Consider the following 14,273-nt stretch of genomic DNA (forward strand, 5'->3'; position numbering starts at 1 on the left):
GCGCTCAGCGGAATTTCGGCGCCCGTTTTTGTATGTTGGCCATGACCATTTCGATCTGGTTCGCGCCGCCGATGATATCGGCCTGGAGCCGGGCTTCAAGGGCCAGTCCGGCGCCCGGCGGCAGGGTCCAGCCCTGTTCGACCAGTGCCTTGGCCCCGGCCAGCGCGTCGGGCGAGCGTTGGGTCAGGTCGGCGGCCAGTTGCCGCGCCGCCGCCAGCGGGTCGTCGGCCAGCCTTGTGACCAGGCCAAGCTCGAGCGCCTCGGGCGCCTCGAGGATGCGGCCGGTCATCATCAGGTCCTTGGCGAGGTCGGCGCGGATCAGGCGCGGCAGGCTCTGGCTGATGCCCATGTCGGGGATCAGGCCCCAGCGGGCCTCCATGATCGACAGCCGCGCCTCGGGGGCGCAGATGCGGAAATCGGCGCCCAAGGCGAGCTGCATGCCGGCGCCGAAGGCGACCCCGTCGATCGCCGCGATCACCGGCACCGGCAATTCGGCCCAGGCGGTGACAGGCTGCTGGAAGCGGTTGGCGGCGCGGCCCTCGGGCGGGGCCAGCATCTCGGATTTCACCGCCGAGAGGTCGGCGGCGAAGCCCTGCAGCACCGACAGGTCGATGCCCGACGAGAAGCAGCCGCCGGCGCCGCGCAGGATCACCACCCGCAGCCCGTCGCGCCCTGCCAGATCGGCCGCCGCCGCCGCCAGCCCGTCGAAGACCGCCAGCGTCCAGGCGTTCTTCTTCTCGGGCCGGTTGAGCACCACCTCGGCCAGCCCGGCCGCGTCGACTGTCACCTGAACCGGATCGTCCATCTCTGCCTCCCTCGGGTTTGGCGGCAGTATGGGGCGGGTGTGCTCCGGGGCCAAGGGCGACGCCGGGTCAGGGCGGCGGGCCTTCCGGCGGTAGTATTGGGGCAAAGAAGAAATCCAAGTGAAGGCGGCATCGCGCTTCCGCGCGTCCCGTCAGAGCTCTCAAGGCGATGAAGTTTTGCGCCTGCACCCCTACCGCCCGGTGCGCGCGTGAAACGCGCAGGGCGAGCGCCTGCCCGTCCGGGCGGGCTGGCGCTTTGGCCACCCGCGCGCGCCGCTCACATTGCGGAGGAACTTGGCGGCCATAAAGCGCGCCGCTCAGCCGTTGCGAGCGCCATCCCACGGGCAGGCGCCCGCCCCGCGCAGGCTGCGTCTCCGGCCGAAACGGTCCGAATTCCCAGCCTCAGCCCAGCTCGGCCGAGGGAATCACCGGGAAGAATTCCCCGCCCGACCAGAGGCCGAACCAGCTTTCGCCACCGCGCTCCTCGTGGCGGCCCAGCTCGATCAGGCGGTAGAAGCTCTTGCGGTCGATCAGCGCCTCGAGATTGGCACGGATCAGCACATAGGGCGACGGTTCGCCGGTCTCGGGATCGCGGGCGACGCGGATCGGGTGCTCGGCATCCGCCGTCACCCGGTCCTCGACATTGGTGACGAAGCTCAGGCGCTGGTCGCGGCCCGCGCCCTCGGCCTCGAAATCGACCGCGACGAAGGGCGCGTCGTCGACCATGATGCCGACCTTCTCGACCGGGGTGACGAGGAAATAATCCTCTCCGTCCTTGCGGATGATCGACGAGAACAGCTTGACCAGCCCGTGCCGGCCGATCGGCGTGCCGAGGTAGAACCAGGTGCCGTCGCGGGCGATGCGCATGTCGAGATCGCCGCAGTAGGGCGGGTTCCACAGATGCACCGGCGGCGGACCCTTCTTCGCCGCCTTGGTCGCGGCGGTTGCGAGGCTTTCCGCCGAGGGGGGGACGATCTTTTCCGGGTTGCTGCGTTTTGTCATTTGTGCCGCGCGCCTTACTTGGGTCTAATGACCCTATATAGCCGCGAAGGGAGCATTGTCATGACCGAGGACGCCGCGCTGGTGGGGGAAATCGAGGCGCTGGGCGAACGCCTGTCGCTGGCCCGGGCCTCGATCGAGCGCCGGTTCATCGGCCAGGACCGGGTCGTCGGGCTGGTGCTGTCGGCGCTGCTTTGCGGCGGCCACGCGCTGCTGATCGGCCTGCCCGGGCTGGGCAAGACCCGGCTGGTCGACACCCTGTCGACGGTGATGGGGCTCAAGGGCAACCGGATCCAGTTCACCCCCGACCTGATGCCGGCCGACATCCTCGGCTCCGAGGTGCTGGAAACGGCGGCCGACGGCTCGCGCGCCTTCCGCTTCATCGAGGGGCCGGTGTTCTGCCAGCTCTTGATGGCGGACGAGATCAACCGCGCCTCGCCCCGGACGCAATCGGCGCTGCTGCAGGCGATGCAGGAGCGCGAGGTGACGATCGCCGGCCAGCACCGGCCGCTGGGCGCGCCCTTCCACGTCCTCGCCACCCAGAACCCGATCGAGCAGGAGGGCACCTATCCGCTGCCCGAGGCCCAGCTCGACCGTTTCCTGGTCCAGGTCGATGTCGACTATCCCGACCGCGCGGCCGAGCGCGACATCCTGCTGGCGACGACGGGTGTCGAGGAGGCGCAGTCGGAACAGGTCTTCACCGATGCCGAGCTGCTGGCGGCGCAGACCGTGCTGCGGCGGATGCCGGTGGGCGAGGCGGTGCTCGAGATGATCCTCGATCTGGTCCGTGCCTGCCGGCCCGGTGAGCCGGAGGCCGGCGCCCAGGTGGGCGAGTCGGTGGCCTGGGGCCCGGGGCCGCGCGCGGCGCAGGCGCTGATGCTGACGGTGCGGGCGCGGGCGCTGCTCGACGGCCGGCTGGCGCCCTCGGCCGAGGATGTCGCGGCGATGGCGCGGCCGGTGCTGAGCCACCGCATGGCGCTGAACTTCGCCGCCCGCGCCCGGGGCGAGAGCCTGTCCGGCCTGATCGACAACGTCGCGGCGCAGGTGACCCGGGTCGAGGCCGCCGCGTGAGCGATCCGGCCGCCCCCACGGCCCTGCGGGGCCGGGCCGAGGGCCTTGCCGGGGCGCTGCCGCCGCTCTTGGCCGAGGCCGAGCACCTGGCGGCCTCGGTGATGCTGGGCGAGCATGGCCGCCGGCGTGCCGGGCTGGGCGACGAATTCTGGCAATACCGCGCCGCCCATGCCGGCGACGAGGCGCGGATGATCGACTGGCGCCGCTCGGCCCGGTCTGACGCCCATTACGTGCGCGAGAAGGAGTGGCAGGCGGCGCAGTCGGTGGTGTTCTGGGTCGACGGGGCGCGGTCGATGGCGTTCAGCGGCGACGCCAGGGCGCGGCCGGACAAGGGCGACCGGGCGCGGCTGATCGCCCTGGCGCTGGCGGTGCTCTTGGTCCGCGCGGGCGAGCGGGTGGGCCTGACCGGCAGCGCGCTGCCGCCGCGCTCGGGCCAGCTGCAGCTGCTGCGCCTGGCGCAGGCGATGGCGGCCGAGGCGGCGGCGGACTACGGCACGCCCGACGCCTCGGTGCTGCCGCATCACGGCCGGGCGGTCTTCGTCTCCGATTTCCTCGGCGATCCGGCGTCGATCGAGGCTGCGCTGACCCGGGCGGCCGACCACGGCGTCAAGGGGGCGCTGCTGCAGGTGCTCGATCCGGTCGAGGAGAGCTTTCCCTTCGATGGCCGCACCATCTTCGAGAGCATGACCGGCGCGCTGCGGCACGAGACTTTGCGGGCGGGCGACCTGCGCAGCCGCTATCTCGACCGGCTGGCCGAGCGCAAGGACCGGCTGGCGGTCCTCGCCCGCGCCACCGGCTGGCAATATCTCTGCCACCATACCGGCCAGCCGGCGCTGACCGCGCTGCTCTGGCTCTACCAGGCGCTGGAGCGCACGCGCTGATGTGGGTGCTCGGTCCCATAGGCTTCACCACGCCGTGGCTGCTGCTCGGCCTCGCCGCGCTTCCCTTGCTGTGGATCCTTCTGCGCGCCGTGCCGCCGGCGCCGATCCGGCGGCGCTTTCCCGGTGTGGCGCTGCTGCTCGGGCTGAAGGATGACAGTGCCGAGACCGACCGGACGCCTTGGTGGCTGTTGCTGCTGCGGATGCTGGCGATCGCGGCGGCGATCGTCGCCTTTGCCGGGCCGGTGCTGAACCCCAAGGTGCAGCACCCGGGCCAGGGGCCGCTGCTGATCGTCTTCGACGGCAGCTGGGCCAGCGCCCGCGACTGGCAGCGGCGGCTGGACCGGGTGACGGGCCTCCTCGAGGACGCGGGCAATGCCGGCCGCCGGGTGGCGGTGGTGTCGCTGACCGACCTGCCGGAACAGGCCCGCGACGGTGACGGAGCGCCGCAATTCATGGCCGCCGATGCCTGGCAGAGCCGCCTGCCCGGCATCAAGCCGGTGCCGTGGGCGCCAGATGACGCCGCGGTCGAGGCCTGGGCCAGGGGCCTGACAGGCCGCTTCGATACGTATTGGCTGTCCGACGGGCTGGCGCGCGACAGCCGGCCGGCGCTGCACCGGGCGCTGGAGGCGCATGGGGCGGTGACGGTGTTCGAAAGCCCGCGCCCGGCACTGGCGCTGCGGCCGCCGGTCTTCGCCGACGGCGCCATCCAGCTCACCGCCCTGCGCGCCCTCACCGGCTCGGACGCCAAGGTCGACATCACCGCCCAGGGCACCGGCCCGAACGGCGGCGAGCGTCAACTTGCCACCGTCTCGGCCAGCTTCCCGGCCGGGGCGGACACGGCCGAGGTCAAGCTCGGCCTGCCGCCCGAGCTGCGCAACCGCATCAACCGCTTCGAGATCGCCGGCCAGCATTCCGCCGGCGCCGTCAGCCTGACTGACGACGCGCTCAAGCGCCGCAAGGTGGCGCTGATGGCCGGCAGCCGCGACCGCGAGGGGCTGCAACTGCTGTCGCCGCTGCATTACCTGCGCGAGGCGCTGAAGCCGACTGCCGACATCATCGAGGGCAATTTCGAGGATATCCTGCTGGCCAGCCCGGACGTCATCATCCTCGCCGATGTCGCCAAGCTCAGCCCGCAGGAGAGCAAGGAGCTGCTCGACTGGACCGACAAGGGCGGGCTGCTGCTGCGCTTCGCCGGGCCGCGGCTGGCGGCGAGCGACATCTCGCGCGACAGCGAGGACCCGCTGATGCCGGTGCGACTGCGGATCGGCGGCCGCACAGTCGGCGGCGCGATGAGCTGGGGCGAGCCGAAGAAGCTGCGCCCCTTCGCCAAGGGCTCGCCCTTCTACGGGCTCACCATCCCCGGCGACGTCACTGTCAACGCGCAGGTGCTGGCCCAGCCCGACCCGACCCTGGCCGCCCGCACCATCGCCAGCCTCGCCGACGGCACCCCGCTGGTGACGCGCAAGCCGGTGGGGAAAGGGCAGGTGGTCCTGTTCCACGTCACCGCCAATGCCGAATGGTCGACGTTGCCGCTGTCGGGGCTGTTCGTGCGCATGCTCGACCGGCTGGCGGTCTCGACCCGGCCGGCGCGGCCGACGGCGGAGGAGCTCAAGGGCACGACCTGGGTGCCGGCCAAGCTGCTCGACGGCTTCGGCGCGCTGCGCGATGCCGGCCAGACCGCCGGGATCGCCGGCGAGGCGCTGGCCGCGGCCAAGGCGGGGCCGGAGACGCCGCCGGGCCTCTACCGCAGCGACGACCGGCGGGTGGCACTGAACATCATCGGTCAGACGGACGTGCTGACCCCTGCCGCCTGGCCCGCCGGCACGGTGATCGAGGGGCTGGCGGCGGCGCGCGAGACGGCGCTCAAGGGGGCCTTCCTGTCGGCGGCGCTGCTGTTGCTGCTGCTCGACCTGATCGCCTCCTTGCTGCTTTCGGGCCGGCTGCGCGGGGCGCGGGCCGGCGCGGTCACGGGCGCGGCCGCCGTGGTCCTGTTGGCGCTGGCGCTACCGGGGCAGGTCCGGGCGCAGGACGGCACCCCGGCCGGCGACGCCTTCGCGATCCGGGCGACCAGCGGCGTCGTCCTGGCCCATGTCGTCACCGGCAATGCCGAGGTCGACCGCATCGCCCAGGCCGGGCTGCAGGGCCTCTCGGACGTGCTGACCCAGCGCACCTCGGTCGAGCCGGAAACCCCGATGGCGGTGGATATCGAGAAAGACGAACTGGCCTTCTTCCCCTTCCTCTACTGGCCGGTGACGGCGGCTGAGCCGCTGCCGTCGCAGGCGGCCTATGTCAAGCTGAACGACTACCTGCGCACCGGCGGGATGATCCTGTTCGACACCCGCGACGCCGATATCGCCGTCGGCACCACCACCACCCCCAACGCCCGCCGCCTGCAGCAGATCGCCGCCGGGCTCGACATCCCGGCCTTGGCGCCGGTGCCGCCGGACCACGTGCTGACGCGCTCCTTCTACCTGATCCAGGATTTCCCCGGCCGCTACTCGGGCGGCAAGCTCTGGGTCGAGGCGGCGCCGCCGGGGGCGAAGAAGGTCGAGGGGATGCCGTTCCGCAACCTCAATGACGGGGTGACGCCGGTGGTGATCGGCTCGAACGATTACGCCGCCGCCTGGGCGGTGGACGGTCAGGGCCGGGCAATGTTCCCGATCGGCCGCGGCTATGGCGGCGAACGCCAGCGCGAGCTGGCCTACCGCTTCGGCGTCAACCTGATCATGCATGTGCTGACCGGCAACTATAAGTCCGACCAGGTCCACGTGCCCGCCTTGCTGGAAAGGCTGGGGCAATGAACTGGGGCACGGTCATCTTCGCGCCTTTCCTGCCCTGGCCGGTGCTGTGGGCGGCGCTGGCCGTGGCGGTGGTCACGGTCATGTTCGCCGGCTGGCGCGGGCTGTCGGGCTGGGGACTGCGCGGGCTGACGGCGCTGGTGCTGCTGACCGCGCTGGCCAACCCGTCGCTGCAGACCGAGGATCGCCAGCCGCTGTCGGACATCGTGCTGCTGGTCACCGACCGCAGCGCCAGCCAGAAGATCGGCGACCGCGAGGCCCAGACCTCGGCGGCGGTGGCGGCGGTGAAGGCGAAGATCGCCGCCCTGCCCAATACCGAGCTGCGTCAGGTCACCGTCGGCGACGCGCCGGGCGATGGCGGCACGCTGGCGATGGGCGCGCTGTCCGGGGCGCTGGCGGAAGAGCCGCGCGGCCGGGTGGCGGGCGAGATCGTGATCTCGGACGGGCAGGTCCATGACATGGCCCAGACGCCCGACCTGCCGGCGCCGCTCAACCTGCTGATGACCGGGCACGAGACCGACTGGGACCGGCGCCTGACGATCAAGGACGCCCCCGCCTTCGCGATCATGGGCGAGCCGGTGACGCTGACGCTGCGGATCGAGGATCAGGGCAAGGTGCCCGCCGGGCTGGGCAAGAGCGCGCCGCTGGAGGTCTCGATCGACGGCGGCGAGCCGCAGAGCTACGACGTGCCGGTGGGCGAGGATATCTCGGTGCCGGTGACGCTGCCCCATGGCGGGATGAACGCGCTGCAGTTCCGCGTCGCGGCGCAGCCCGGCGAGCTGACCGACCGCAACAATGCCGCCGTGGTCCAGATCAACGGCGTCCGCGACCGGCTGCGCGTGCTGCTGGTCTCGGGCGAGCCCCATGCCGGCGAACGGGTCTGGCGCAACCTGCTGAAATCCGACAGCTCCGTCGATCTGGTCCATTTCACCATCCTGCGGCCGCCGGAAAAGCAGGACGGGGTGCCGGTCTCGGAACTGTCGCTGATCGCCTTCCCGACGCGCGAGCTGTTCATCGACAAGATCGACCAGTTCGACCTGATCATCTTCGACCGCTACCGCCGGCGCGGCATCCTGCCCTCGGCCTATCTCGATAACGTCAAGAACTACGTCGAGAACGGCGGCGCGGTGCTGGTGGCGGCGGGGCCGGAATTCGGCTCGGCCGACAGCCTGTGGCGTTCGCCGCTGGCCGATATCCTGCCGGTGACGCCCTCGTCGCGGGTGCTGGTGCAGGGCTTCAAGCCCGAGATCACCAAGCTGGGCCAGCGCCATCCCGTCACCGAGGGGCTGGCCGCCTTCGGCCCGAAACCCAAGCCGGGCGAGAAGGGGCCGGGCTGGGGCCGCTGGTTCCGCCAGATCGAGATGGAGGCGCGCGGCGGCCAGACCGTGATGTCGGGCATCGACGGCAAGCCGCTGCTGGTGCTCGACCGGGTCGGCAAGGGCCGGGTGGCGATGCTGGCCTCCGACCAGGCCTGGCTGTGGAGCCGGGGCTACGAGGGCGGCGGGCCGCAGCTGGAACTGCTGCGCCGGCTGGCGCACTGGATGATGAAGGAGCCCGAGCTCGAGGAAGAGGCGCTGACCGCCACGGCCGAGGGCCAGACCGTGACCATCACCCGCCGCTCCTTGAGCGAGGGGCACGACGCGGTGACGATCACCGGGCCGGACGGCAAACTGGTGACGGTGCCGCTGACAGAGACCGAGCCGGGCAAGTTCACCGCGACCTGGACCGCGCCGGACATGGGGCTCTACCGGCTGGCCGAGGGCGACCAGAAGGCGGTGATCGCGGTCGGCCCCTCGGCGCCGCGCGAATTCGCCGAGACCATCGCGACCAGCGACAAGCTGGCGCCGGCGCTGGCGCAGCATCGCGGCGGGGCGGTGCGGTTGGAAGACGGGATGCCGGATATCCGCCAGGTCGGCGAGGGCCGGGTGGCGGCCGGGCGCGGCTGGATCGGCATCACCCCGCGCCATGCCTATGTCACCCGCGACCTGCGGGTGATGCCGCTGTTGCCGGCCTGGGCGCTGCTGCTCCTTGCCGCGCTGCTCGCCATCGGCGCCTGGCTGCGCGAGGGGCGGCGGTAGGCTTCGATACATGGCGAAAAGGGCGGCGCCCTAGTGCGGAATCAAGGCCACAGGCCGCCGCGCGAGCGCCGGACCGTCCCGGCGGTCTGGCGCTTTGTCAGAGCTGGCGCGACGTGCGTATGTCGTCCGGACTTGGCTGACATGAAGCGCACCGATCAGACGTTGCGGCGCCAGCCCACGGTCCGGCGCTCGCGCAGCTTGTTCTGCGGATCGCACGGGAGCAGTTTGCCGAAATGGCCGGTCGATCGGCTTGAGGGTATTGCTGAAGCTAGGCGCCAAAGGGCGGGAAAGACGCAGTCCTACACCGGGTTCGACAGCTCCCGTCCGTCGTCGAAGGCGATCAGGTTGTCGACCGCCATCATTCCCATCGACGTCCGCACCTCGAGCGCGGCGGTGCCCAGATGCGGCAGCAACACCACGTTGTCGAGCCTCCGCAGCGCCTCGGGCACCTTCGGCTCGAACTCGTAGACGTCGAGGCCGGCGCCGGCGATGCGGCCCTCGGCAAGGGCCGCGATCAGCGCCGCCTCGTCGACGATGTCGCCGCGGGCGATGTTGACCAGGTGGCCGGTGGGCTTCATCGCCGCCAGCGCCTCGGCACCGATCAGGTGGTGGGTCGCCGGATTGGCCGGCACCGCGATCACCACCACATCGGCCGCCGCCATCACCTCGGCCAGGTTGTCGAGCTGCCGCGCCGGCACGCCCGGCTCGGCCACTTGCGAGCGGTTGAAGAACACCACCTCCATGTCGAAGCCATGATGCGCCCGCCTGGCGATCGCCTTGCCGATCCGGCCCATGCCGACCACGCCCAGCACCTTGCCGGTCAGGTGCAGCCCCAGCATCTGGGTCGGGTGCCAGCCCTGCCATTCGCCCGAACGCACCAGCCGCTCGCCCTCGCCGGCACGGCGGGCAGACATCAGCATCAGCGTCAGGGCGATATCGGCGGTGGCATCGGTGACGGCGCCCGGCGTGTTGGTCACCGCAACCCCGGCCGCCTGCGCCGCGGCGACGTCGATATGGTTGTAGCCGACGCCGAAATTGGCCAGCAGCTTGCAGCGCGGTTCCGGCACGGCGGCGAAGGCCTCGGCATCGAACCTGTCGCCCAGCGTCGGCAGCACCAGATCGTAGTCGCGCAGTGCCGTCGCGAGTTCGTCGCTGCTCAGCGGGCTGGTGTCGTCGCGCAGGGTGACGTCGAACCGCGCCTCGGCGGCGGCGATCACCGGGTCGGGCAGCCGCCGCGTGATCAGGAGCTTGCGCATCAGTAGAGCCTCCCGCCCACGGGCACATTCTTGTCCGGCGTCAGCAGCACGACCTCGCCGTCATCGTCCGGCACCCCCAGCACCAGCACCTCGGATTTCACCGGCCCGATCTGGCGCGGCGGGAAGTTCACCACCGCCATCACCAGCTTGCCGGGCAGCTCCTCGGGCGTGTAATGCCGGGTGATCTGGGCCGAGCTTTTCTTCTCGCCGATCTCGGGGCCGAGATCGACCCAGAGCTTGATCGCCGGCTTGCGCGCCTCGGGGAAGGGTTCGGCCCGGGTGATCCGGCCGACGCGGATGTCGACTTTCAGGAAATCGTCGAAGGAGATGGTCTCGGTGCTCATTGCGCCAGCTCCCGGCTGCGGTCGGCCGCCGCCTTCACCGCCTTCTTCAGAAGCGCCGGGAACCCGCTATCGGGATCCATCAGCACCTTGAGCGCGGCGGCGGTGGTGCCGCCCGGCGAGGTGACGTTGACGCGCAACTGCGCCGGGCCTTCCTCGGCCTCCATCGCCAGATGGCCGGCGCCGGCGACCGTCGCCTTGGCCAGCGTCATCGCCAACTCGGCCGGCAGCCCCTCGGCCTCGCCCGCCGCCGCCAGCGTCTCGATTAGGTGGAAGACATAGGCCGGGCCAGAACCCGAGACGGCGGTCACCGCGTCCATCTGGTGTTCGCCTTCCAGCCGAACGGTCTGGCCGACGGCCGCCAGCAGGGTTTCGGCCAGGTCCAGATCGGTGTCGGAGGCGCGGGCATTGCCGGTCAGCGCGGTGATGCCGCGGCCGACCGCCGCCGGGGTGTTCGGCATGGCGCGGATGATCGGCGTTCGATCGCCCAGCGTCTTTTCGTAGAAGGCGATCGGCGTGCCGGCGGCGACCGAGAGGAACAGGGTGGCGCCGTTGCCTAGCGGCGCCAGCCGGGGCAGCGCCTCTGCCATCATCTGCGGCTTGACGGCGACCAGCACGATCGCCGGATCGTCCGGCAGGTCTGCATTCAGGTGCAGCCCCTTTTCGGCCAGCCCCTGCAGCCAGTCCGACGGGTGCGGGTCGAGCACCCAGACGGCCTCGGGTGCCAGCCCCCGGCCCAGCCAGCCGGCCAGCATCGCCGATCCCATCTTGCCGCAGCCCAGCAGCACCAGCCCGCGCCGGCTTACCGTCTCCAAACTCATCGCGTTGTCCTCCGGCCTTCTTGTCCGGCCGGCAGACTAGAGCGCAACGGCCGTGGTTGAAACCGGCTTTTCAGCAGGGCGGGAGCGAATGACGAAGGTCCGGAAAACCGGCGGCGCCCGCCCTTCTCCGGGTCGGACGCCGCCTCCGTGCGCACTGCTCTTCAGGTCCCTCGCACCGCACTTAATTCGTCTCGGCCCCGCGGCCGCTTCGGCCGGCCCCTTCAGGCGTGGCCGTAGGCCTCGGCAATCGCCACCTTCATCGCCTCGGCCGGCGCCTCGTTGCCCCAGGCGACCAGCTGGAAGGCGGGGTAGAAGCGTTCGGCCGTCAGCACCGCGGTGGCGATCAGCCGGTCGATCTGCTCGGGCCCGGCCACCTGGCCACCGGCCAGAACCAGCCCGTAGCGCCAGACCATCAGCCGTTGCTCGGACCAGTAGGTGAAGGCGCCGGCCCAGCAGGTATCGTTGACATGGTTGAGCGTTTCGTAGATTTCCGGCATCCGCGCCTCGGGCGGCTCCATCTCGAAGGTGCAGATCAGGCGCAGGGTTTCGTCATGGCCCGACCAGGCGAGCGTGATCGAATAGGTCCGCCATTGACCTTCGACCGCCATCGCGATCTGGTCGTCGGTGATGCGGTCGAAATCCCACGCATGATGCTCTGCCAGCGTCTCGACGATGTCGATCGGGTGCAGCTCATCGGAGGTGAGGAACTCTTCGGATAGCGACATGCCCTGGCTCCTGGAAATTAGCCTCCGGCGAGCAAATGCCCACTAAAAGCTGGGTGCCCTTACAAGGGTCGGCGTGTATTCGTGTCCGCCCTTACTAGATATGGTGTGGGCAAAGCGATAGTCTGTAAAGCTATATTTTCGGAAAAAAGCTGTGGAAAACTCTTCATGTTGTAGCTCGCCACAAAATCTTGCAAATTTCGACGGCGGGGCTTGCGATGGCGCGGTTCGGCGCTGAAGACATGGGCAAGCCCCGGGCCGGGCAGGAAACCAGCGGCCGTGGCGGCCAGGCCCAGCGACCGGGGGAAGTCCGCTTCAGCCCATCTGCCCGAAGCGGTCCGGCGGCGTCACGGTGACGGTGCCGCCCTGCCCGTCATCCGCCTGGAACGGCGTCCGGTCATAGACGGCATCGTAGAGCGCGACCATGCCGGCATCGGTGAAGAGCGCGGCATAGACCGTGTCGGGCGTGCCGGGGCCGGCATAGGGCGCCCGGGCGAGGATGGTGACGCCGGGCGCGGCCGCCCAAGTCGTCATTTCGGCGGACGGCACCCGGACATAGACCAGCCCGGCATCGCCGGTGAAATGCGTCGGCGTCCGGTCGAAGCCGATGATGGTCTGGCCGTCCGCGGCAAGATGCCCGGGCGCGGTGGTGGCGAACCAGGCGACCAGGTCGGTCACCGAGGCGATGTGAAGGACGGCGTCGGTGCGCGGGATCATGCGGTCAGCTCCTGCAGGTCGGCGTCGGGCAGGCGGCGCGGGTAATAGACGAGAGAGCTGATATGGCCGTTGAGATGGTCGCCGGTCGGCCCTGTCCCGAGGGACAGCTTTGTCACGGCAGGGACCGTGCCGGACGCCTCCGTCGCCGGGGGGGCGCCATCGAGCGCGACAGCGAAGTCGTTCTCGGCAAAAGATGCCGCAGCCTTGAAACTGCCGTCGGATGCGACCGGGTTCGCCGTTGCGGGGCTGGCCTGAACACTCCCCCCATCCGCGACGTCGAGGGTAAGCTGCCTGTTCGGTTGTGGCGCAATGAACGCGTCGATCCGGCTGCCGCTGCCTGAATTCAGGCTGAGAATGCGCGAAATTCCCGCCCCGGAGGTATCCGCTGTGTCCCCGATGACGACGGCCGTGCCGGCGACGGCATCATATTCCGGCCCAAGCGTTCTGTCGGCCAGGTCTGCCGCTCGGGTCACGGCCGCGCCGGTGGTCGGGATGTAGCTGCTGGCGAAGCCGCCGGCTTCGAGCTGGACGCCCCAGAGATGGACACTGCCCGAATTGTCGACAGCATTCGACGGGTAGAGGTAGGTCACCAGGCTCGTTTCGGTCGTCGAATTGAACGCTGCCGACAGGCGAAACCAGCCGCCGCCGATGGCGGCAATGGTGGGGGGAGACAAGAGATTCGTGCTGGAGGTCACCGTTGCGGCAATCGGGTCGAAAAGCACAGCCCCCAACGTTCTCGTGCCGGCGCCGTTGAGGATGCGAAGCCAGACCGCATTCGAAGACCCGGCAAAGAAGAACAGCGACATGGTGTAGTCGGTGCCCGCGCTGATCGCCGTCGTCTGGCGTATGTGCTGGCCGGTGGTGCCGGCAGTCGAGGCCACGAGATCTGCGCTCGCCGCCCCATCCGGCGCCACAACCGCATTGGCCGTGACGGCGACATTGCTCTTGATCCATGCCGCGTTGTCCAGCTGCTCCGAATGGAGCTCCAGGTTGGTCCGGCTTTCCTCGATCACCAGCCCGAGCGCGGCGCCCGTGATCGGGTCGTGGTCGAAGCGCGGCATGTCGACTGCAGCGGCCCGAAGCGTGCCGGCGGCGTCGAAATAGGTCGCCGTGCTACCGCGGCTGAAGGTGACCAGCTCGGCAAAGCTGGCCGCGCCATAGAAGCCGGCCGCGAAATCCAGCACCAGCGAGGGCGGCGCGATCGGGTGGCGCGGCCGGAAGGGCGCGGTGGTGGCCGTCAGATCCGCGACCAGCTTCATGCCAGCACCATCGCGTGGATGCCGCCGGCGGAGGTGCCGGTCTGGTTCACCCGCCGGACGCCGACCGGCAGGATCGAGAAGTCGACGACGGTCACGCTGCGGCTCTGGCCGGCTTCGGTCACGATCGACAGCGTGCCGCCGGTCTCGACATAGAGCGCCAGCGCCACCTGGCCGAGATCGGTGGCGTCGGACGGCGTCACTGGCACGATATCGGTGGCGGGGCCTGACAGGGCCGGCTCGCGCCCGGCAAAGGGGTTGGACATGGGAACTCTCCTCGATTGGCGAAGGCTGCGCGGCACTGTGCCAGCGATCTCCAAACGGGACGTAACCGGGGCGCGCGCATCCGCGGCGGGACCCGCAACGGGAGAGGGGCGGTCTGGACCGTGCGGCCTTGCCGAGGAGTGCGGCTTTCACCCTGTCGTCGACGAAGCGGCGTTCGCGGAGGCGGGCGGCCGCCGCGCCGGCCCGGGCGTCAGGCGCCCGCCCGGCTAGGTCACGCACTCATAAATGACTGGCACCAATTTAGG

The 14,273-nt window shown here is 70.4% G+C and carries 13 protein-coding genes; 4 read left to right on the plus strand and 9 right to left on the minus strand.

All coding sequences use genetic code 11. From position 1 onward, the window contains the following. Positions 1-4: 4 nt before the first annotated feature. Positions 5-805 carry a crotonase/enoyl-CoA hydratase family protein gene (locus tag ACFOES_RS20180; RefSeq protein ID WP_377835372.1) on the minus strand — a complete coding sequence of 267 codons (801 nt, stop codon included), beginning with the start codon at positions 803-805 and terminating at the stop codon, positions 5-7. A 400-nt stretch (positions 806-1,205) separates the two neighbouring features. Beyond that, positions 1,206-1,805: a DUF1285 domain-containing protein gene (locus tag ACFOES_RS20185; RefSeq protein ID WP_377835374.1), complete on the minus strand. Its 600-nt coding sequence runs from the start codon at positions 1,803-1,805 to the stop codon at positions 1,206-1,208. Between the two features lie 60 nt (positions 1,806-1,865). Between ACFOES_RS20185 and ACFOES_RS20190 the strand changes: the two genes are divergently transcribed. From ACFOES_RS20190 to ACFOES_RS20205, 4 genes are read left to right on the plus strand one after another with little or no spacing between them, the layout of a single operon-like run. Beyond that, a complete protein-coding gene (locus ACFOES_RS20190) occupies positions 1,866-2,873 on the plus strand; it encodes an AAA family ATPase (RefSeq protein ID WP_377835376.1) in 1,008 nt (335 codons plus the stop codon). Next, positions 2,870-3,754: a DUF58 domain-containing protein gene (locus tag ACFOES_RS20195; RefSeq protein ID WP_377835378.1), complete on the plus strand. Its 885-nt coding sequence runs from the start codon at positions 2,870-2,872 to the stop codon at positions 3,752-3,754. The genes ACFOES_RS20190 and ACFOES_RS20195 overlap by 4 nt, the downstream gene beginning before the upstream one ends. Beyond that, on the plus strand, positions 3,754-6,555 hold the full coding sequence (locus ACFOES_RS20200; protein ID WP_377835380.1) for a DUF4159 domain-containing protein: 2,802 nt from the start codon (positions 3,754-3,756) through the stop codon (positions 6,553-6,555). Before ACFOES_RS20195 ends, ACFOES_RS20200 begins: the two co-directional genes overlap by 1 nt. Continuing rightward, positions 6,552-8,630 carry a glutamine amidotransferase gene (locus ACFOES_RS20205; protein ID WP_377835382.1) on the plus strand — a complete coding sequence of 693 codons (2,079 nt, stop codon included), beginning with the start codon at positions 6,552-6,554 and terminating at the stop codon, positions 8,628-8,630. Before ACFOES_RS20200 ends, ACFOES_RS20205 begins: the two co-directional genes overlap by 4 nt. Before the next feature lie 299 nt (positions 8,631-8,929). Here the strand turns inward: ACFOES_RS20205 and ACFOES_RS20210 are convergent, their stop codons facing one another. The 7 genes from ACFOES_RS20210 to ACFOES_RS20240 form a co-directional block, all read right to left on the minus strand. Then, positions 8,930-9,886, minus strand: coding sequence for a 2-hydroxyacid dehydrogenase (locus ACFOES_RS20210; protein WP_377835384.1), 957 nt, complete (start codon positions 9,884-9,886; stop codon positions 8,930-8,932). Further along, the gene (locus tag ACFOES_RS20215; protein WP_377835386.1) at positions 9,886-10,230 is read right to left on the minus strand and encodes a tRNA-binding protein; all 345 of its coding nucleotides are present in this window, start codon (positions 10,228-10,230) and stop codon (positions 9,886-9,888) included. The genes ACFOES_RS20210 and ACFOES_RS20215 overlap by 1 nt, the downstream gene beginning before the upstream one ends. Then, a complete protein-coding gene (gene proC / locus ACFOES_RS20220) occupies positions 10,227-11,048 on the minus strand; it encodes a pyrroline-5-carboxylate reductase (RefSeq protein WP_377835388.1) in 822 nt (273 codons plus the stop codon). The genes ACFOES_RS20215 and proC overlap by 4 nt, the downstream gene beginning before the upstream one ends. Before the next feature lie 221 nt (positions 11,049-11,269). Beyond that, a complete protein-coding gene (locus tag ACFOES_RS20225; protein WP_377835390.1) occupies positions 11,270-11,773 on the minus strand; it encodes a type III secretion system chaperone family protein in 504 nt (167 codons plus the stop codon). Between the two features lie 312 nt (positions 11,774-12,085). Beyond that, a complete protein-coding gene (locus ACFOES_RS20230) occupies positions 12,086-12,487 on the minus strand; it encodes a hypothetical protein (protein WP_377835392.1) in 402 nt (133 codons plus the stop codon). Next, positions 12,484-13,746 carry a phage head spike fiber domain-containing protein gene (locus tag ACFOES_RS20235; RefSeq protein ID WP_377835394.1) on the minus strand — a complete coding sequence of 421 codons (1,263 nt, stop codon included), beginning with the start codon at positions 13,744-13,746 and terminating at the stop codon, positions 12,484-12,486. Before ACFOES_RS20235 ends, ACFOES_RS20230 begins: the two co-directional genes overlap by 4 nt. Next, entirely contained in the window at positions 13,743-14,009 is a 267-nt protein-coding gene (locus tag ACFOES_RS20240) for a spike base protein, RCAP_Rcc01079 family (protein WP_377835396.1), read from the minus strand. The genes ACFOES_RS20235 and ACFOES_RS20240 overlap by 4 nt, the downstream gene beginning before the upstream one ends. Positions 14,010-14,273: the final 264 nt, after the last annotated feature.

The sequence above is a fragment of the Acidimangrovimonas pyrenivorans genome (assembly GCF_042643245.1).
In the GTDB taxonomy this organism is placed as follows: domain Bacteria; phylum Pseudomonadota; class Alphaproteobacteria; order Rhodobacterales; family Rhodobacteraceae; genus Acidimangrovimonas; species Acidimangrovimonas pyrenivorans.

Coding starts and splice junctions, on each gene's coding strand:
- ACFOES_RS20180 (WP_377835372.1), bottom strand. CDS start 805: ATGGACGATCCGGTTCAGGTGACAGTCGACGCGGCCGGGCTGGCCGAG.
- ACFOES_RS20185 (WP_377835374.1), bottom strand. CDS start 1,805: ATGACAAAACGCAGCAACCCGGAAAAGATCGTCCCCCCCTCGGCGGAA.
- ACFOES_RS20190 (WP_377835376.1), top strand. CDS start 1,866: ATGACCGAGGACGCCGCGCTGGTGGGGGAAATCGAGGCGCTGGGCGAA.
- ACFOES_RS20200 (WP_377835380.1), top strand. CDS start 3,754: ATGTGGGTGCTCGGTCCCATAGGCTTCACCACGCCGTGGCTGCTGCTC.
- ACFOES_RS20205 (WP_377835382.1), top strand. CDS start 6,552: ATGAACTGGGGCACGGTCATCTTCGCGCCTTTCCTGCCCTGGCCGGTG.
- ACFOES_RS20210 (WP_377835384.1), bottom strand. CDS start 9,886: ATGCGCAAGCTCCTGATCACGCGGCGGCTGCCCGACCCGGTGATCGCC.
- ACFOES_RS20215 (WP_377835386.1), bottom strand. CDS start 10,230: ATGAGCACCGAGACCATCTCCTTCGACGATTTCCTGAAAGTCGACATC.
- proC (WP_377835388.1), bottom strand. CDS start 11,048: ATGAGTTTGGAGACGGTAAGCCGGCGCGGGCTGGTGCTGCTGGGCTGC.
- ACFOES_RS20225 (WP_377835390.1), bottom strand. CDS start 11,773: ATGTCGCTATCCGAAGAGTTCCTCACCTCCGATGAGCTGCACCCGATC.
- ACFOES_RS20230 (WP_377835392.1), bottom strand. CDS start 12,487: ATGATCCCGCGCACCGACGCCGTCCTTCACATCGCCTCGGTGACCGAC.
- ACFOES_RS20235 (WP_377835394.1), bottom strand. CDS start 13,746: ATGAAGCTGGTCGCGGATCTGACGGCCACCACCGCGCCCTTCCGGCCG.
- ACFOES_RS20240 (WP_377835396.1), bottom strand. CDS start 14,009: ATGTCCAACCCCTTTGCCGGGCGCGAGCCGGCCCTGTCAGGCCCCGCC.